This is a genomic window from Bradyrhizobium cosmicum, assembly GCF_032290525.1.
In the GTDB taxonomy this organism is placed as follows: Bacteria; Pseudomonadota; Alphaproteobacteria; order Rhizobiales; family Xanthobacteraceae; genus Bradyrhizobium; species Bradyrhizobium cosmicum_A.
On sequence record NZ_JASXTA010000001.1, the window covers coordinates 495,527 to 513,018 of the forward strand.

Sequence of the window (17,492 nt, forward strand, 5' to 3'; positions counted from 1 at the left end):
GAGCCTTCCCATGAAAACAGGTCTCGTGATTACCGCCCACCCCGGCGATTTCGTCTGGCGCGCCGGCGGCGCCATCGCGCTGCATGCGAAGAGGGGCTATCGCATGAAGATCGTGTGCATGTCCTTCGGCGAGCGTGGCGAGAGCCAATTCGCCTGGAAGGAAAAGGGCGCGACGCTGGAATCGGTCAAGGCCGGACGCAAGGACGAGGCGGAGCGCGCCGCAAAGCTGCTCGGCGCCGAGATCGAGTTCTTCGATTGCGGCGACTATCCGCTGAAGCTCACCGACGCGCATTTCGACCGCATGGTCGACATCTACCGCGAGCTCAATCCGAGCTTCGTGCTGACGCATGCGCTGGAAGACCCCTATAATTTCGACCATCCGAATGCCGCGCATTTCGCGCAGGAGACCCGCGTGGTCGCGCAGGCAATGGGCCACAAGCCAGGCGCGCAGTACAAATATTCGGCTCCGCCGGTATTCCTGTTCGAGCCGCACCAGCCGGAGCAATGCAATTACAAGCCGGACCTGCTCCTCAAGATCGACGAGGTCTGGAAGGAGAAATACGAGGCGTTCCAGATTCTCGCCGCGCAAAGGCACCTCTGGGGCTATTACGAGCGCGTCGCGCTCAACCGCGGCATCCAGGGCAGCCGCAACACCGGCGTGCCCATGACTTACGGCGAGGCCTATCAGCGTCTGTTCCCGACCGTTGCGGAGGAATTGGCATGAAGCCGGTCGTCGTTCGCAATATTGAGCGCGCCGATCCCGCGGGCATGGCGGAGTATGGTGTCTCGACCGTGCACGAGGCCTATGGCCGCACCGGCCTGATGAAGCCATATCTGCGCCCGGTATGGGCAGGCGCGTCGATTGCCGGCCCCGCCGTCACCGTGCTGGCGCAGCCCGGCGACAACTGGATGATCCATGTCGCGGTCGAGCAGTGCAGGAAGGGCGACATCCTCGTGGTCGGCTGCACCACCGACAATACCGACGGCATGTTCGGCGAACTGCTCGCAACCTCGCTGCAGGCGCGCGGCGTGCAGGGGCTGATCATCGATGCCGGCTGCCGCGACGTCAAAGCGTTGCACGAGATGACCTTTCCGGTGTGGTCGCGCGCCGTCTCGGCCAAGGGCACGGTGAAGGCCACGCTCGGCTCGGTCAACATTCCCGTGGTCTGCGCTGGCGTCAACGTCGATCCCGGTGACATCATCGTGGCCGATGACGACGGCGTCGTGGTCGTGCCGAAGCGCTATGCCGCCGAGGTTGCCGAGAAGGCGAAGAAGCGCAACGCGGATGAAGGCGGCAAGCGCAAGCGCCTCGCCTCGGGTGAACTGGGCCTCGACATGTACAGCATGCGCGAGACGCTGGCGAAGGCCGGGCTCGTCTATGTCGACAATCCCGAGGACGTGTGAAGCGACAAGAAGCGGAGCGGGAGATGGAACGTCTCAAGCTGAAGGCTGTGCTCGGCAGTCACCCCCATGTGCTGGCGGTGAAGAGCGGCGCGCTACACTCAGACCGCTTCGACCTCGATTTCATCGAATACACGCCGACCAACACCGCATTCAAGCCGATGGTGCGCGAACAGGCCTTCGACGTCTGCGAGATGGCGATCGTCACCTATCTGATGGCAAGAGCGCACGGCAAGCCGCTGGTGCTGTTGCCGGCGGCCATGCTCGGCCGCTTCCAGCACGCTTACGCGCTCTGCAACCCGGAAAGGGGAACGCTCGGGCCGGGGGACCTGGAAGGCAAGCGCGTCGGCATCCGGTCGTTCACCACGACGACCGGCGCGTGGATCAGAGGCATCCTCGCCAACGATTACGGCGTCAATCTCGAAAAGATCAAATGGGTCACGTTCGAGGACCCGCACGTCGCTGAATATGTCGACACCACCGAGCGCGCGCCAAGGGACAAGAAGATATTGCAGATGCTGCTCGACGGCGAGCTCGATGCCGTCCTCGGCGAGACCTCTGACAATCCCAAGCTGAAACCGCTGTTTCACGATCCAGCCGCGGAAGCCGCCAAATGGTATGAGCGACGCGGCGTCGTCCCCGTCAATCATCTCGTGGTCGTGACTGCGCAGCTTGCAAAATCGCGTCCGGATGTGGTTGCAGGCGTTTACGATCTCCTCAAGCGGAACAAGGTGCAGACGGGCCCGGCGGGCGCGCCCGATCTCGTCCCGTTCGGGATCGAGGCCAACAGGAAACCGCTGGAGCTGATCATCGACTATGCGTTCCAGCAGGCGCTGATCCCGCGCCGCTATGCGGTCGAGGAACTGTTCGACGAGACGATACGAGGATTGAACTGATGGCGGGTGATCCGAGGCGCTGGCAGATCGGGCTGGTCGGCTATGGCGAGGTCGGCAGGATTCTGGCCGAGGATTTGCGCCAGCAGGACATCAAGGTCTCGGCCTTCGATATCAAGCTCGGTGGCGAGCATGGCGCTACGTTGAAGGAGCATGCGGCCAAATTTGGCGTGACGCTCGCAGCGTCTCACGTCGAGCTGACCGCGAAATCCGATTTCGTCATCTCCGCGGTCACGGCAAGCCAGGCCGTTCCGGTCGCAGAGGCCTGCGCGGCTGCGATCAATCAAGGGACCTGGTTTCTCGATTTCAACTCGGCGTCTCCAGGCGCCAAGCAGCGCGCCGCCGCACTGATCGACGGCGCGGAGGGACGCTACGTCGAGGGTGCCGTGATGACCTCGGTGCCGCCGTATCGCACCAAGGTGCCGCTGCTGCTCGGCGGTCCAGGCGCGAGGGAGCTGGAGCCGCTTCTGAACGCGATCGGTTTTGCGGCCAAGGTCACGAGCGACAAGCTCGGCGTGTCCTCGGCCGTGAAGATGTGCCGCAGCATCATGATCAAGGGCCTGGAGGCCATGGTCATCGAAAGCTTCACCACTGCGCGCGCCTATGGCGTCGAGGACGCCGTGCTGGCCTCGCTCACCGAAACCTTTCCGGCCATCGATTGGGAGAAGCAGGGCGCCTATTTCTTCCAGCGCGTGATCGAGCACGGCCGCCGCCGCGCCGAGGAAGTACGCGAGGTCGCCGAGACCGTGCGCGAGGCGGGACTGACGCCGTGGTCGGCGCAAGGCACCGCCGAGCGTCAGGCCTGGGTCGCCGATCTCGCCGATGAGGGCCTGTTCGGAACGAGGGGCACCAAGGAGTTCGCCCGCAGTGCGGACTGGCGGACCGAGGCGGATCGGATCCTGGCGAAGATCAAGCGCTGACGCGCGTCAGCTCAAGACCCTGCCGCTGTCTCTATAAGCCGCGACTTCGTCGCGGGCGGCCTCAATCATGTCGATCAGGCTGTCGGCTTCCCGCACGACGTCCGTTGTCCGCTCGCTCCGGAACTCGGTGAGAATCAAGCGGACGCACTTGTCGGCGGTATCAAGCGTCCAGAGCGCGCGGGTCATGTCGTTCTGGGTGTGGATCGCCGAGATATCGAGGTCCGACAGAACCTCGCCGATGCCATTCAATCGCTTGAGGGCCGTTTCGGCGGGCGTGCGTGCCCGGATGGAGGAATAATCGATGCTGCTGAATGCGCTGAACATATCCAACTCCACTAAACGCAGATGGTCAGTGCAGGGTCTTAGTAAGATTACCCAACCCTTGCCGCAATGCGTTGCAGCTACGGACCGGGATTCTACCGGACTCGCAGTTTCGGGATCGGAGGTATCATTGGACTGGATCGGCCCGATGGTCAGCGGTGACTCCCGACCATCTTACCGTTGGAGATCGGCGCCGCTCAGTTCCGAGGTGAGAACAGCGTGGGTCGTTGCCGCTCAAACGTCTGCCGGCCGCCTTTGAAGCCCATCACGATGTCCGGCAGTTCGGCAATGGCAAAACGGCTGTCTTTGGTGTCGAGGACGATGAGATCGGCGGGGTTACCGACCTTGATGCCGTAATCGCCAAGATTCATCAGCCGCGCCGGCAGTTCGGTGACCAGATCGAGACAGATGTCGAAGTCGCTGACCGAAGCGTGCGCGACATTGGCATAGAAGTTCGCCATCCGCAGCAGCGAGGCATCGCCGAACGGCGTGAAAGGATTGAGCACGTTGTTGGTCGCGACCGAGCACAGCACGCCGTCGGCGGCGAGCTTGTGCGCGAGCGTCAGTCCGCGCGGCGCGTTGTGGGTGGCCTCGCGCCCCATCAAATAGAGATCGGTCGCGGGCAGCACGGTGACGGCAACGCCTGATTTCGCCAGTTGAGCGGTGGCCGCCTTCAGCCGCTCCGGCGGCAATGCCGAGAGTTTGGTGGCATGGCCGATCGCGACGCGTCCTTGATAGTTACGCCGCTCGGTCTGCCGGCAGACTTCGTCGAGATGCCACCAGGAGGGATCGAGGTCGAAGTCGAGATGGAGATCGACGTCGACGTTGAATTCCTGCGCGAGATCGAAGATGCGTCCGAGATGGGCGTTCGGATCGGTGTCCATATAGGGACAGCCGCCGATCGCCTCGCCGCCGTCGCGCAGCGCCTGGATCAGCAACTCCTCAGCTCCGGGATCGTTGGTCAGGCCCTCCTGCGGAAAGACGCAGAGCGAGAGGTCGATCGCCCAGGCATAGTCGCGCTTGAGTGCCTTGACCCCCTCGAAGCCGCGCAATCCGATGCGCGGATCGATCTCGACATGGGTGCGCATGCGGGTCGTGCCGTGCACGATGGCGCGCTCGAGCACTTTTGCGCCGCGCGCGTGGACGTCCTCGACCGTAAAATCCTTCTTCATCCCGGCGACGGCGCGGATCGCTTCCGAGACGCTGGTGTGGTTGTGTCCGCAGCGTCCGAGCAGGCAGGCCTTGTCGAGATGGATGTGGGTATCGACGAAGCCGGGCAGGGCAAGGTGTCCACTGAGATCGACCTCGACGGCCTCGCAGGCAAGCTTCGGCTCGATCGCGGCGATGCGGCCGCCTTTCACGCCGATATCGACGGGTGCGGCGGATGAGCGCAACAGCGCGTTACGGAAGATCAGGTCGAAGGCGGTCTGCGTGATCATGGCATCGAATTCAGCTGTGATAGCCTAGCGGAAGCTCGGGAAGCAGGCAGCTCCAGATTGTGTGCAGTTTGCCATCAAAATGTTCAAAAAAGATGCATGCAGTTTAATGCGCGAATTGTAGGATATCCTCGTCCCGGAGAACCCGCCATGTCCGCCCCCGTTAAATCCGAACGCCCGATGACCGACGCCGAGATCGTCAAGGCCTATCTCACGGCGTCGATGATACCCGATCCCGACGCTGCCGCGGCCTATATGAAGCCGGGCACGGTGATCACGTTCACCGGCGGGCGCGAGTTCGACCATCCGCGCGGGCCGACCGGCTTCAACGCCAGGCGCTATCGCTGGGTCAAGAAGAAGATGGACCGGTTCGACGTCTGTCCGGGCGCCGACGAGACCGTCGTCTACAGCGTCGGCACGCTCTACGGCGAGTGGATCGACGGCACGCCGTTCGAGGGCAACCGCTACGTCGATCGCTTCGTCGTCAAGGGAGGGCAGATTGTGAAGATGGACGTCTGGAACGACAGCGCGGAGCGCATCCTCGTCCAGCGCGGCATCGAAGCTTAACCGCGGCGAGCCACTTTCGGCAGCTTGACGACGCGGTCGCTCGTCACTTCGTCGGCATAGGGCGCGAGAATATCGAGCAGGTCGCGGCCGCGCTGCGGAGTGGGGGCGACCAGCGCGCGATTGGCCACGGAATCGAGGTGATGGTGCATCAAGTCCATCACCTTGGCCTCGTCGCCCTTGGCGAGCGCAGCAATGAGGGCGCGGTGCTCGTTGATCGCGCATTCCGTCGAATGCGGCCGGCTGTAGAGCGACAGCGTCAGGCAGCAGCGATAGGCGACCTCACTGACATAGCGCACCAGGATCGGGCTATTGGTCATATGCGCGAGCAGGATGTGGAATTCGGTGGCGAGCCGGATCGAGGCCGCGTCCGTGCCGCCGCGCGCGCGGTCCTCGGCGTCGACATGGGCGTTCAGCTCGGCGATCTGGCTCTTGGTCAGCTTGCCCGCGAGTTGGCGGACGACGAGGCGTTCGAGCTGGATGCGAATGTCGAAGGCGTCGCGCGCCTCCTGCCAGCTCGGCGTCGCCACTACCGCGATCCGGTTGCGGCGGAGCTCGACGAGGCCTTCGGCCGCGAGTTGCCCCAGCGCGTGGCGCGCAATGGTGCGGCTGACGCCGAACCGCTCGCCAAGCGAATCCTCCGGCAGCTTGGCGCCGGGTTCGAGCGCCTGCTCGATGATCGCGCGCCGCAGCGCGCGGCAGATCACGCTGACCTTGTCGGATGATTCAGAAGTCTTGCTGGTGGGGCGCGCCGCCATCGGCGAATCCTTGCGGGGAGGGTCGAACCCTCTCTTTAGCACAGCACCAGCACAATCCATCGCTCCAATTGCATGCAGTTCACTGCCTGGATTGCCTAAAGCGAGGCCGGCGATCGGACGGGCCGTTCAGCCAGGTCCTTGATTTTGCGGGTGATGCCTGCTGGCATCCAGCTTGCATGCACTTTGGTTGTGATGCGCATGCAACCCAACGCCCAATTTGACGGCCAGCCCGTTCCCGAAGGCGCTGCTGCGACCGCCATCGAGCTGTCCGAGGCCTCCGTGACCTTCGGACGCGGGGACCGCGCCGTGCCCGCTCTGTCGAAGACCAGCTTGCGGATCACCGACGGCGAGTTTGTCGCACTGGTCGGTCCGTCCGGATGTGGCAAATCGACCATTTTGCGTCTCGTCAGCGGTCTGGTGCAGCCGACCAGCGGTGTCGTCATCGTCGGCGGCCGCGAGGTCGCAGCGCGCGCGCTGCGGGTCGGCATGGCCTTCCAGAACCCGACCATGCTGCCGTGGATGACGATCGAGCGGAATATCATGTTGCCGCTCAAGATCGTCGAGCCGTTCCGCTCGAACTTCCGCAGGCTGCGCAAGACCGAGTTTCGCGACAAGGCCAACACGCTGCTGGAGCAGGTCGGCCTCAAGGGCTTCGGCAGCCGCTATCCCTGGCAGCTCTCCGGCGGCATGCTTCAGCGCGCCAATCTCTGCCGCGCGCTGATCCACGAACCGCGCATGCTGCTGCTCGATGAGCCCTTCGGCGCTCTCGACCAGTTCACCCGCGAAGAGCTGTGGGCGATCCTCCAAAACCTCTGGATGACGCACAAGCCGACGGTGCTGCTGGTCACGCACGATCTGCGCGAGGCCGGTTTCCTCGCCAGCCGCATCTGCGCGATGAGCGCGCGCCCCGGCCGCATTCTCGACGACAGCCGCGTCGCGTTCGCACGGCCGCGCACGGTGCCCATGACCTTCGAGCCGGATTTCGTCGCGCTGAACCAGAAGCTGCGCGCCTTCATCGAGGATGCGCGCACCGCGGCTGAGCAGGGGACAGGCTGAGATGTCCGCAATTTATATCAGGCAGAAGGCGTGGTCGGCAGGGCTGATCGTGCTGTTCTTCGTCGCCTGGGAGCTATTCTGTCTCGCGACGGGCATGTCCGACCTGGTGCTGCCGCGGCCCTCGCAGGTGTTCGTGACCTTGTACCAGCGCTTCCCGGTGCTGTGGCCGCATATCGTGCAGACACTCGCGACCACCATGTTCGGCTTCGTCCTCGGTGTCGCGCTCGGCGTCGCCCTCGGTGCGATCATCGGCGTTTCCAAAACGGCCTACGACACCTGCTATCCGCTGCTGATCGGCTTCTCCTCGATCCCCAAGGTGGCGGTGGTGCCGATCTTCGTGCTGTGGTTCGGCTCCGGCACGGTGCCGGCGGTGCTGACGGCGCTGTCGATCTGTTTCTTCCCGATCGTCGTCAACATCGCGACGGGCCTTGCGACCACCGAGCCCGAGCTCGAAGACGTGTTGAAGGCGCTCGGCGCCAGCAAGTTCGACATCCTCTGGAACGTCGGCCTGCCCAGGACCATGCCGTTCTTCTTCGCCTCGCTGAAGGTCGCGATCTCCTACGCATTCGTCGGCGCGGTGCTGTCGGAGACGGTCGCCTCCAACCGCGGGCTCGGCAACGTCATGATGACCGCGTCCTCCAATTTCAACGTGCCGCTGGTGTTCGCCAGCCTGTTCGTGCTCGCAGCTCTCGGCGTCGCGCTCTACGTCGTGTTCTCGCTGATCGAGGGGCGGGTCACCGGCTGGGCCACGCGCAAGAATGACGTGATTGCCACCTGATTTTCACACCGTCACGCAACGAAGCTTGAGGAGGTCTCGATGTTGAGAAAAGCAACTGCTGCACTGCTGGGATTGGTCCTGTCCACGGGCGCCGCAATGGCCCAGGAGACCACGATCAAGTTCACGCTGGGCTGGAAGACGCAAGGCAGCGACGCCGCGTTCTTCTACGCCAAGGACAACGGCTTCTTCAAAGAGGAAGGCCTCAACGTCGTCATCGACCAGGGCGAGGGGTCGGGTGCCACCGTCACGCGCGTGATGTCGGGTGCCTATGACGCCGGCTTCGGCGACATCAACGCCATCATCCAGAACGCCTCGACCAAGCCGCAGGAGGCGCCCGTCATGGTCTACATGATGTGGAACCAGCCGCCTTTCGCGATCGTCGCCAAGAAGAGCAGCGGCATCAATACCATCAAGGACTTTGAAGGCCACACCCTCGGCGGCGCGCAGGGCACGCCGACGACGCGGCTGTTGCCGGTGTTCACCCGCAAGAACGGCCTCGACGGCGAGAAGATCAAGATCTCCAACATGGCGCCGAACCTCCAGGAGCCGATGCTGATCAAGGGCGACATCGACGCAGCCCTCGTCTTCAACATCACCAGCTACTTCAACCTGGTGCTCAACCGCCAGGACCCCGACAAGGATTTCAAATGGTTCTCGTTCGGTGATTACGGTCTCGATCTCTATTCCAACGGCGTGATGGTCTCGAAGAAGCTGATCGCGTCGAATCCGAAGGCGGTGGCGGGCCTCGTGCGCGCCATCAACAAGGGCGCGATTGCGGTCGCCAAGGACCAGAATGCCGGCATGAAGGCCGCGCTGAACTACGACAATCTGATCGATGTCGCTGTCGAGAAGCGCCGGCTGCAATACTCCTTCGACAAGCTCATCGTCTCGCCCGAGATGAAGGAGATCGGCATCGGCGACATCAAGGACGACCGCATGACGCGCGCCATCGGCATCGTTGTCGAGGGCTATCAGCTCGCCCGCGCGCCGACTCCGGCAGAAGTGTTCTCGCGCGAATTCCTGCCGCCGAGAGCAGAGCGGGAGCTGGTCTATACCGCCAACTGACTTGGAGAGACGGTCATGGCCACGGAGATTTCAGCAAGCAGCCTGTTCCGTAGCCCTGACCAGGCCATCGCTGACCACGTCGTGCTACGGCACGACGGCGGTATCATCACCGACATTCTTGAAGGAGCGGGGCCAGCCGGCGGTCCTCGCTCCTTCGTGATTCCGGCCTTCGTCAACGCCCATGACCATGCGCGCGCCACCGCATCGTCCTTCGGTGCGGTCGGCATGCCCCTGGAAAGCTGGATCCTGCGGACCGCGCTTGGCACGCCGGTCGATCCCTACCTGACCGCGGCTTCCGCATTGGCGCGTTCGGCCAAAGCCGGCTGCGCAGCGATGATGGTGCACTACACCCGTCCGAGCGGAACGATGCCCTTGCTCGATGAGGCCAAGGCGATCGCGAGGGCGGCATCCGACGTCGGAATTCGCATCGCCTTTGCGCTTGCCGTGCGCGACCAGAATCCGGTCGTCTATGGCGATGCCGAACCGGTGCTTTCGGGTCTGTCGCGCGACGACCGCAAGACCGTCGAAGACCTCTTCGTTCGCGCGCCGATGTCGCCGAAGGCGTATATCGAATTGACCGACGCGATTGCCGCAGCCATCGCCGGCCCGATGGTTGACGTACAGCTCGGGCCCGCCGGCGTGCAATGGTGCTCCAAGCCGCTGCTGGAGGCGGTGGCGGAGAACTCGGCGCGAACCGGCCGCCGCATCCACATGCATCTGCTGGAGACCGTGTACCAGCGCGCCTGGGCCGACCAGAACTTTCCGGGCATGGTGCGATGGCTGCGCGACATCGGCTTCCTCTCGGAGCGGCTGACACTGGCGCACTGCATTCACGCGAGGCCGGATGAGCTGGAGATGATCGCGGCTTCCGGCGCGCGCATCGTCACCAATTTCGGCTCGAACATGCATCTGCGCTCGGGCCTCGCTCCGATCGCCGCCGCGCACAAATGCGGCTGCGCCATCGCTGTCGGCGTCGACGGGCTGGCGCTGGACGAGGACGACGACATCCTGCGCGAGATGCGGCTGGTGCAGATGGTCCATGGCGGCATCGGCTTCAAGCAGACGTGGACCCCGGCCGAGCTGTTCGCGCTCGCGATCGGCAACGGACGCCGCGCCACCGGTGCGCCCGGGAGCGGGGAATTGGCCGCCGGGAATCCCGCCGACTACGTCGTGATCGACCTTGATCGGCTCGATCGAGACCGGATCATGCCGGTCGACCCCATGGCGCTGCTGTTTGCGCGAGGAAACGCCTCGCTGGTGAAGGAGGTCGTGGTCGCCGGCAAGACGATTGCGAAAAATGGCGTCTGTGTGGGCGTTGACCTGCCGGCTGTCGAGCAGGAGCTTCGCGGCATGTACCGCGCCAATGTCGGCAAGCTCGAGGGCTTCCAGCGGCTATGGCCGCCGCTGGCGAAGCGGTTGGGCGGCTGGTTCGAGCAGCAACTCACCTGTCAGTGAGGCGCCCTGTCCTCGACCGGGACATCGACACCCGCGATAGCTGGTAGGCGCAGCCTCGTCTGGTGGCTGGCGCATCTCTGGGCTATCACCTCCGCGACCCCGTCTCGACACCAGTCGATGACCTCTCAAGGAGCTCCCGATGCGACTTCCCACCGTTCTCCTGGCCGTCACTTGTGTTGCGGCGGCAGCGTCCGCCGAAGACCTCTCGGGCACGCTCCAGAAGGTCAAGGAGACCAGGAAGATCACGCTGGGCTATCAGGAGGCCTCGGTCCCCTTCAGCTATCTCGACGGCAATCAGAAGCCGGTCGGCTTTGCCATGGATATCTGCTTCAGGATCGTGGATGCCGTGAAGAAGCAACTCGGCATGCCCGACATCGCCGTCGATACCCTCGCAGTGACGTCGTCCAACCGCATTCCCCTCATGGTCAACGGCACGCTCGACCTGCACTGCTCGGCCACCACCAATAACGCCGACCGCCAGAAGCAGGTGGCCTTCACCAACACGCACTTCGTCAGCGCGACTCGCTTCGCCGCCAAGAAGGCGTCCAAGATCAACACCATCGACGATCTCAAGGGCAAGGCTGTCACGGCGGTGGCGGGTTCGGTCAACCTGACGCAGCTCGCCAAGGTCAACACCGAGCGCAATCTCGGCATCAACATCATGCCGGCCAAGGACCAGGCCGAAGCCTTCCTGCTGCTGGAGACCGACCGCGCGCAGGCGTATGCGCTCGATGACGTGCAGCTTGCGGTCGCCATCGCGCGCTCGAAGGAGCCGCAGCTTTTCATGATCAGCGAGGAGACGTTCTCGAAGCCGGAGCCATACGGGATCATGCTCCGCCGGGAGGACGGACCGTTCAAGGCGCTGGCCGATCGCGCCACGGCGGAGCTCTATGCGAGCCCCGACATCGAGGTCCTCTACAGGAAGTGGCTGGAATCCCCGACACCGCCGAACGGCCTCAACTACAATGTCCCGATGTCGGCGGCCTTGCGCAATGCCTTCAAGAAGCCGAGCTCGAGCGCCGATCCGGACGTTTACCTGGCGAACTGAAGCGAGGGCGCGAAGGGATTGGTTGCGATCGCATGCACCCGCCGGACTGCGGCGACGAATCCTCTAAACGTTCGAATATTTCTTCAGCTCGAACCGCGCGATCTGGTTGCGGTGAACTTCGTCTGGGCCATCGGCGAGCCGCAGCAGCCGCGCTGTTGCGTACGCCCGTGTCAGTCCAAAATCGTTCGACGTGCCGCCGCCGCCATGCGCCTGGATTGCCCAGTCGATGACCTGGCAGGCCATGTTGGGCACCGCGACCTTGATCATCGCGATCTCGGCTTTCGCGACCTTGTTGCCGACCGTGTCCATCGCGTAGGCGGCGTTGAGCGTCAAGAGCCGGGCCTGCTCGATCATGATGCGGGCCTCCGCGATGCGCTCCTGCGTCACGGTCTGCTCGGAGACCGGCTTGCCGAAGGCGATGCGGCTGCGGACGCGGCGGCACATCTTTTCCAGGGTGCGTTCGGATAAACCGATCAGCCGCATGCAGTGGTGGATGCGGCCGGGGCCGAGACGGCCCTGCGCGATCTCGAAGCCGCGGCCTTCGCCGAGCAGCATGTTCTCCTTCGGCACCCGCACATTGGTGAAGACGACTTCGGAGGCGCGGTCGGGCACGCCGTAGAAGCCGAATACGGGCAGGGGCCGTTTGATCTCGATGCCGGGTGTATCCATCGGCACCAGGATCATGGATTGCTGCTTGTGGCGGTCGGGATTGTCCGGATCGGTCTTGCCCATGAAGATGCAGATCTTGCAGCGCGGATCCGTCGCATTCGTCGTGTACCATTTGCGGCCGTTGATGAGGTAATGGTCGCCGTCGCGCACGATCGAGCTCTCGATGTTGGTCGCATCGGACGAGGCGACGGCGGGCTCGGTCATGGCGAAGCATGAGCGGATCTCGCCGGCGAGCAGCGGCTTCAGCCAGCGCTCCTTGTCCTCCTCCGTGCCGTAGCGCTCCAGCACCTCCATGTTGCCGGTATCGGGCGCCGAGCAGTTGAACACTTCGGGCGCCAGATGCGAGCGGCCCATGACTTCGCAGAGCGGGGCATATTCGAGATTGGTGAGGCCGGCGCCGTGGCTCGACTCCGGCAGGAACAGATTCCAGAGACCTTCGGCGCGAGCGCGCGGCTTCAGCTCCTCGACGACCGGATAGACCTTCCAGGGCCCGAGCTCTTCGGCCTCTCGATAGAACCGCTCCTCGTTCGGATAGATGTGCCGGTCCATGAAACTCTCGAGCTTGCACTTGAGCTCGACGACCTCGGGCGACATTGGGTAGAGCATCTGGATCTCCTGTAGGTAGATCAAGTCGGCGTTCGGGGCAGGTTGGCCCCGAATCGCGCCAAGATTGCTCGGGACGGCCCCGCATCTTCACCAGCCGGTCAGCCGCAACTTGCGTCAGGGCCGACCCGGCGCGTTGCCATGTTAACGGTCATTCACAGGCAATCTTGCGTCGTGCCGCGATTGAGAAGCGGGCAGGACAACCAGCAGCAACAAACATCAACTGTTGCCTTCACGATACTAGCTATTCGACGCGCCTCGCCTAAGATCGGCCTCAATTAGAAGCGGGGGGCTGCAATCATGACAAGAGAAGGGGACTATGGACGCGCACCCTTGCGAATAGCTCGCCTTTAGTTCGCTCATTGACCAGCCGCGGAGCGCATTTTCCCTAGGCCGCGCTCGGGCTCTTCCAACCTCCAATAGGTCTTCCCGTCGATCCGCTGGTGCGTGATCGCCGGCTTCGTTCGTCCGAAAACCAGCAGGAGCTCGACCCAAATGCTGCAATCTCGAATACAATCTAAAATAGTTATAACATAAGATACATCTTTAAATCTGAAGAAGGAAATGGACCTCAACATGCATACACATTCGAGACGCTCCGTAGCTCGGCGCCGTGGTTTCGCAGTCGCCGTTGCAACGACCAGCGCGATCATTGCTTCACCCGTTCTCGCCGGCGGTCCGCTGCCTTCGCCTGCCGTCGCATGGACCGGCTTCTATGCTGGCGTCCATGGCGGCTGGGGATGGGGGAAGTCGGAGTTTCGCGATCCCAACAACAGCCCCGCCAACAACCCGTTCTCTGCGTACTACAACGGTCCGCTCGCAGGCGGGCAACTCGGCTACAACTGGCAGCAGGGGAATTACGTGCTCGGCGCGGAGGTGGACGGTTCCTGGTCGTTCACGCGGGGCAACACCAGCACCTCGCCCATCATCACGGCGAGCACCAACAACGGGGTCGGCTACACCGCCCTTGCAACCGTAACTGGGCGCGCCGGTTACGCGTCGGGCCAATGGTTCGCCTACGCAAAGGGCGGTGGCGCCTATGCCCGCATGGAGCTCTCGTCGCGGTTCACCCCGGAAGTCACCAACTACAACCGCGAACTGTTCGGTGCTGTCGGCGGGGTCGGGCTGGAAGTGGCCTTCCTGCGCAACGTCTCCGCCAAGGTCGAATACAACGCGATCTTCCTGCCGACGGAAACGCTCCATTGGGTGAGCCTGAACACGACGTCCGAGATCAAGCATTTCGTCCAGGTGGTGAAGGCCGGCATCAACGTGCGCTTCAACGGCGACGGCAGCCTGCCGCGCTAACCCCAGTACATCGAACAGCATTCAAATTCGGAGAACAGCATGTCCACCACATTCACGAACCGCCGCGCCGCCCGGCCGATCGCTGCAATCGCCACCGCCGGCCTCATCGCCATGATCGCCGCGCCGAGCCACGCAGCTCCGGTCGAGTACGTCAAGATCTGCTCCTTGTATGGCGCCGGCTTCTTTTACATTCCGGGCACCGACACCTGCACCAACGCCAACCAGATCGCGACGAACCAGTTCGATCTCGCGCGTGCGCAGACCCGCGCTTCGACCGGAACGGCGATGGCTGCCTCGCTCGTCGCGCCGTGGCTTCCGACCGGCACCAACTACGCAGTCTCGACCCATTGGGCGACTTACGATGGCCAGCACGCCGCGGGCTTTTCGGGCCTGATGCGGGTGTCAGGCAATTTCGTGTTCTCGGGCGGGTTCTCGCTCGGGCTGGACAAGGGAAGCCTGACGTCCCTGAGCAACCGGACGCAGACGGAATTCGGCACGGCGATCCCGGCGCAATCGTGGAGCGACGTCCGCGGTCTCGGCCGCGCGGGCTTCATGTACGCCTGGTGAAGCAGCCGAAACCTCATCCGATAATTCATTTCAATATTTTGAAAGATCATCCCATGACAATCTCCATCCTTCGATCGGCGCGCCGCCTCCTCGCCTGTGCTGCTGCCGTCACGCCGCTTCTTACGGCCGGTTCGCTCATTGCCACGCCCGCGGACGCGGCCGACATGACCGTCAAGGCTCCGGTCGTCGCTCCGGTGCCGCTCTGGAACGGCTTCTATATTGGCGCTCACGGCGGCTACGGCGTCGGAAGCAGCCGTCTCGTCGACCCGAGCTTCGCTTTCGCCCAGGACCGGTTCACGATGGATACCAAGGGCGCGATTGCAGGCGCGCAGGTCGGCGCCAATTGGCAGTTCGACAACATCGTGGTCGGTGCCGAGCTGGATCTCTCCTGGGCGTCGATCAAGGGAAATCGGCCGGTCGATCCCGCGAGCCCCATACTGTCCGGCCTTGCGGTGTCGTACCAGGCACTGGCGACCGGCACCGGTCGTATCGGCTACGCGTTTGATGGCGCGCTGGTCTACGCCAAGGGCGGTGTTGCATGGGCGAACGTTGCCTACCAGGCCTTCATCGGTACGCCTGTTCCGCTTGACATCAACCACCAGCGGACCGGTTTGAACGGCGGCGTGGGACTTGAATACGCGCTGACCAACAATCTCTCCGCGCGCCTCGAGTACGACTATCTGTATTTCGGTCCGGCCGCGATCGCGCTCACCACCAGGATCAGTCCGCAGAACGTCGACCACGAGCTGCACCTCGTGAAGCTCGGCGTGAATTACCGCTTCAACGGCGATGCCATCGTTGCTCGTTACTGAGCAGCGCCACCGTCATTGATGGGAGACAAATATGTGGAAGCAAATCAGCGCGGCACGATGCGTCCTCGGACGTCACCTGTACGCCATTCTTGCGGCCGCTGCTCTGGCGCTGGCGATTCCGACGCCGGGCCATGCTGCGGTCGAGTACGAAAAGGTCTGCTCCCTCTATGGTGCCGGCTTTTTCTACATTCCCGGAACCGACACCTGCGTGAACGCGCAGCAGACCGTGCAGAGCCAGTTCGATATCGCCCGCCAGCTCACCCGTGCAGCAACAGGAACGGCCATGGCCGCTTCGCTCGTCAATCCGTTCCTGCCTGACGGGACCAACTACGCGATCTCGACCCACTGGGCCGTGTTCGACGGGCAGCATGCTGCCGGGGCCGTTGGAATGATCAGGATCCAGGGAAACCTGTCACTGACCATGGGCATCGCGTTCGGTCTCGATCGCGGCAGCCTGACGTCCACGTCCAGCCGGACCGTGACTGAGTTCGGCGTGGCGCTCCCGGCGCAGTCGTGGAGCGACATCAGGGCACTTGGACGGGTCGGCCTCCAGTATTCCTGGTAGCTAATCCTGAACACGAAGGCGCCGCCCGGACGATCTTGACGATGTTCGAGCGGCGCAATCCTGCGAGTATGAGGAAGCCCACCTAGCCGATTTCGAGATGGTCCGGACCGGGCAGCTTCGGAAACGGCGGGGTCGGCAGCGCCTGATACCAGAACGCGACCGAGGCGATGTCGTCCTGCAGAGGAAGATACTTCGCTTCTTTGACGCCCGGCAGCCAGCCCAGCGCCTGGATGGTCACGCGCAGGTCGGAGCGGAAGCGGACGGGATCGGGGATGTGCCAGCGGTACATGCCAAAACGCTGCTGCGACTTGTAGACGCCGTCGGGGCGGATCACCTGGGGAAGGCCGGCATAGGGCGTGGTGAATTCCTGATAGCGTGATTGTTGCGTCGGGCCCTGGCCGGAATGGGCGACATAGGGATCGAAATTATAGGCGCCGCAGAAATAGTCCTCGGTGCCGGTGCCGCAGATGGTCGGGAATTCGCCGTCGCCGTCGATGAAGAACTTGATCTCGCCTTCGCCCCACCAGCCGTTGTTATTCACGCCCCAGGCCATGTAAGTGCCGACATAGTGGCCCGCGCCGCTGATGCCGTCGAGAATGGTATGGACATCCTTGAATGGCAGCGGATTGGTGCGCCGGAATTGCGCATGGAAATAGGCGCAGTCCTCGGGCACCTCAGTGAGCGTGTAGTTGATCTGGTAGTAGACGGTGAGCTGCTCCTCGCTGCGGTTCTCCAGCGTGAAGCGCGCGCGCTTGCGGAACGGCATCTCCCAGTAGCAGTTGAAGGCGCGGCCGGGATTGACGCAGACCGCGAGCGAGGACACCTGCGCGAACTCTTCCCAGCCGCAGGCGAAGAAATCGCCGGCCGGGCATTCCACGCTCGGCAGCGTCTGGTCGTCCCAGTAGACACGCAGGATCGAATGGCGCAGCCGCCCGCGGGCCAGCGTCATCCAGATCTGCTGGATCGCCCCCTGGCCTTCGATGTCGGCAAGCGTGAAGGTTGCGCCGGGCTCGATGACGACATAGGGCGAAACCTTCCAGCCCTGACCGAGGTCGCGGGCCTGGCGTGCGGCGGCGCCGTCGACGGACATGCCCCCCTTGCCCTTTTCGCCGGTGAAATTCTCAGGGCTGATCGAGCGCGTCTGCGCATTCGACAGGCGCGACAGATTGCCGAGATGCAGGCCCAATCCGGAAAACGCCATGGTGTCCTCGACAAGGGGGTAGCGACGTCCCGGTATATCGCCGCCAAATCTACCAAAAGATGAAGGCAGCGCACG

At 63.5% G+C, this 17,492-nt stretch carries 19 protein-coding genes; 14 read left to right on the forward strand and 5 right to left on the reverse strand.

The window, feature by feature from the left end:
* The first annotated feature begins 10 nt into the window (after positions 1 to 10).
* The 4 genes from QSV46_RS02375 to QSV46_RS02390 are packed head-to-tail and all read left to right on the forward strand — an operon-like array spanning position 11 to position 3,214.
* Positions 11 to 724: a PIG-L deacetylase family protein gene (locus tag QSV46_RS02375; RefSeq protein WP_314945793.1), complete on the forward strand. Its 714-nt coding sequence runs from the start codon at positions 11 to 13 to the stop codon at positions 722 to 724.
* Positions 721 to 1,404 carry a 4-carboxy-4-hydroxy-2-oxoadipate aldolase/oxaloacetate decarboxylase gene (locus QSV46_RS02380; RefSeq protein ID WP_314945795.1) on the forward strand — a complete coding sequence of 228 codons (684 nt, stop codon included), beginning with the start codon at positions 721 to 723 and terminating at the stop codon, positions 1,402 to 1,404. The genes QSV46_RS02375 and QSV46_RS02380 overlap by 4 nt, the downstream gene beginning before the upstream one ends.
* A gap of 23 nt (positions 1,405 to 1,427) precedes the next feature.
* Complete coding sequence (locus QSV46_RS02385; protein ID WP_314945797.1) at positions 1,428 to 2,297, forward strand: hypothetical protein; 870 nt, start codon at positions 1,428 to 1,430, stop codon at positions 2,295 to 2,297.
* Positions 2,297 to 3,214, forward strand: coding sequence for an NAD(P)-dependent oxidoreductase (locus tag QSV46_RS02390; protein ID WP_314945800.1), 918 nt, complete (start codon positions 2,297 to 2,299; stop codon positions 3,212 to 3,214). The genes QSV46_RS02385 and QSV46_RS02390 overlap by 1 nt, the downstream gene beginning before the upstream one ends.
* 6 nt (positions 3,215 to 3,220) lie before the next feature.
* Here the strand turns inward: QSV46_RS02390 and QSV46_RS02395 are convergent, their stop codons facing one another.
* The gene (locus tag QSV46_RS02395; RefSeq protein WP_314945803.1) at positions 3,221 to 3,538 is read right to left on the reverse strand and encodes a hypothetical protein; all 318 of its coding nucleotides are present in this window, start codon (positions 3,536 to 3,538) and stop codon (positions 3,221 to 3,223) included.
* Between the two features lie 194 nt (positions 3,539 to 3,732).
* Entirely contained in the window at positions 3,733 to 4,974 is a 1,242-nt protein-coding gene (locus QSV46_RS02400; RefSeq protein ID WP_314945805.1) for an amidohydrolase family protein, read from the reverse strand.
* A 147-nt stretch (positions 4,975 to 5,121) separates the two neighbouring features.
* Between QSV46_RS02400 and QSV46_RS02405 the strand changes: the two genes are divergently transcribed.
* Positions 5,122 to 5,538, forward strand: coding sequence for a nuclear transport factor 2 family protein (locus QSV46_RS02405; protein WP_314945808.1), 417 nt, complete (start codon positions 5,122 to 5,124; stop codon positions 5,536 to 5,538).
* Here the strand turns inward: QSV46_RS02405 and QSV46_RS02410 are convergent.
* A complete protein-coding gene (locus QSV46_RS02410) occupies positions 5,535 to 6,293 on the reverse strand; it encodes a GntR family transcriptional regulator (protein ID WP_314945810.1) in 759 nt (252 codons plus the stop codon). The two genes, QSV46_RS02405 and QSV46_RS02410, sit on opposite strands and share 4 nt — an antisense overlap.
* Positions 6,294 to 6,491: 198 nt before the next feature.
* Here QSV46_RS02410 and QSV46_RS02415 point away from each other — a divergent pair, with 198 nt between their 5' ends.
* The 5 genes from QSV46_RS02415 to QSV46_RS02435 all read left to right on the forward strand — a co-directional run bounded on the left by QSV46_RS02415 (position 6,492) and on the right by QSV46_RS02435 (position 11,695).
* Positions 6,492 to 7,349, forward strand: coding sequence for an ABC transporter ATP-binding protein (locus QSV46_RS02415; protein WP_314945812.1), 858 nt, complete (start codon positions 6,492 to 6,494; stop codon positions 7,347 to 7,349).
* Between the two features lies 1 nt (position 7,350).
* Positions 7,351 to 8,127: an ABC transporter permease gene (locus QSV46_RS02420; RefSeq protein ID WP_314945815.1), complete on the forward strand. Its 777-nt coding sequence runs from the start codon at positions 7,351 to 7,353 to the stop codon at positions 8,125 to 8,127.
* Between the two features lie 39 nt (positions 8,128 to 8,166).
* Complete coding sequence (locus tag QSV46_RS02425) at positions 8,167 to 9,192, forward strand: ABC transporter substrate-binding protein (protein ID WP_314945818.1); 1,026 nt, start codon at positions 8,167 to 8,169, stop codon at positions 9,190 to 9,192.
* A gap of 15 nt (positions 9,193 to 9,207) precedes the next feature.
* A complete protein-coding gene (locus tag QSV46_RS02430) occupies positions 9,208 to 10,647 on the forward strand; it encodes an amidohydrolase family protein (protein ID WP_314945821.1) in 1,440 nt (479 codons plus the stop codon).
* 139 nt (positions 10,648 to 10,786) lie between these two features.
* The gene (locus QSV46_RS02435) at positions 10,787 to 11,695 is read left to right on the forward strand and encodes an amino acid ABC transporter substrate-binding protein (protein WP_314945824.1); all 909 of its coding nucleotides are present in this window, start codon (positions 10,787 to 10,789) and stop codon (positions 11,693 to 11,695) included.
* Positions 11,696 to 11,758: 63 nt separating this feature from the next.
* On the opposite strand, the gene QSV46_RS02440 is transcribed toward QSV46_RS02435, so the two are convergent.
* Complete coding sequence (locus QSV46_RS02440) at positions 11,759 to 12,970, reverse strand: acyl-CoA dehydrogenase family protein (RefSeq protein WP_314945826.1); 1,212 nt, start codon at positions 12,968 to 12,970, stop codon at positions 11,759 to 11,761.
* Positions 12,971 to 13,543: 573 nt separating this feature from the next.
* Here QSV46_RS02440 and QSV46_RS02445 point away from each other — a divergent pair.
* Genes QSV46_RS02445 through QSV46_RS02460 form a run of 4 tightly spaced genes read left to right on the forward strand, consistent with a single transcriptional unit; the run spans position 13,544 to position 16,216 of the window.
* Positions 13,544 to 14,272 carry an outer membrane protein gene (locus QSV46_RS02445; RefSeq protein ID WP_314945828.1) on the forward strand — a complete coding sequence of 243 codons (729 nt, stop codon included), beginning with the start codon at positions 13,544 to 13,546 and terminating at the stop codon, positions 14,270 to 14,272.
* 39 nt (positions 14,273 to 14,311) lie between these two features.
* The gene (locus tag QSV46_RS02450) at positions 14,312 to 14,839 is read left to right on the forward strand and encodes a porin (RefSeq protein ID WP_314945831.1); all 528 of its coding nucleotides are present in this window, start codon (positions 14,312 to 14,314) and stop codon (positions 14,837 to 14,839) included.
* 53 nt (positions 14,840 to 14,892) lie between these two features.
* Positions 14,893 to 15,651, forward strand: coding sequence for a porin family protein (locus tag QSV46_RS02455; protein WP_314945834.1), 759 nt, complete (start codon positions 14,893 to 14,895; stop codon positions 15,649 to 15,651).
* Positions 15,652 to 15,682: 31 nt separating this feature from the next.
* On the forward strand, positions 15,683 to 16,216 hold the full coding sequence (locus QSV46_RS02460) for a porin (RefSeq protein WP_314945835.1): 534 nt from the start codon (positions 15,683 to 15,685) through the stop codon (positions 16,214 to 16,216).
* 82 nt (positions 16,217 to 16,298) lie between these two features.
* Here the strand turns inward: QSV46_RS02460 and QSV46_RS02465 are convergent, their stop codons facing one another.
* On the reverse strand, positions 16,299 to 17,417 hold the full coding sequence (locus QSV46_RS02465) for a glycoside hydrolase family 172 protein (protein WP_314945836.1): 1,119 nt from the start codon (positions 17,415 to 17,417) through the stop codon (positions 16,299 to 16,301).
* Positions 17,418 to 17,492: the final 75 nt, after the last annotated feature.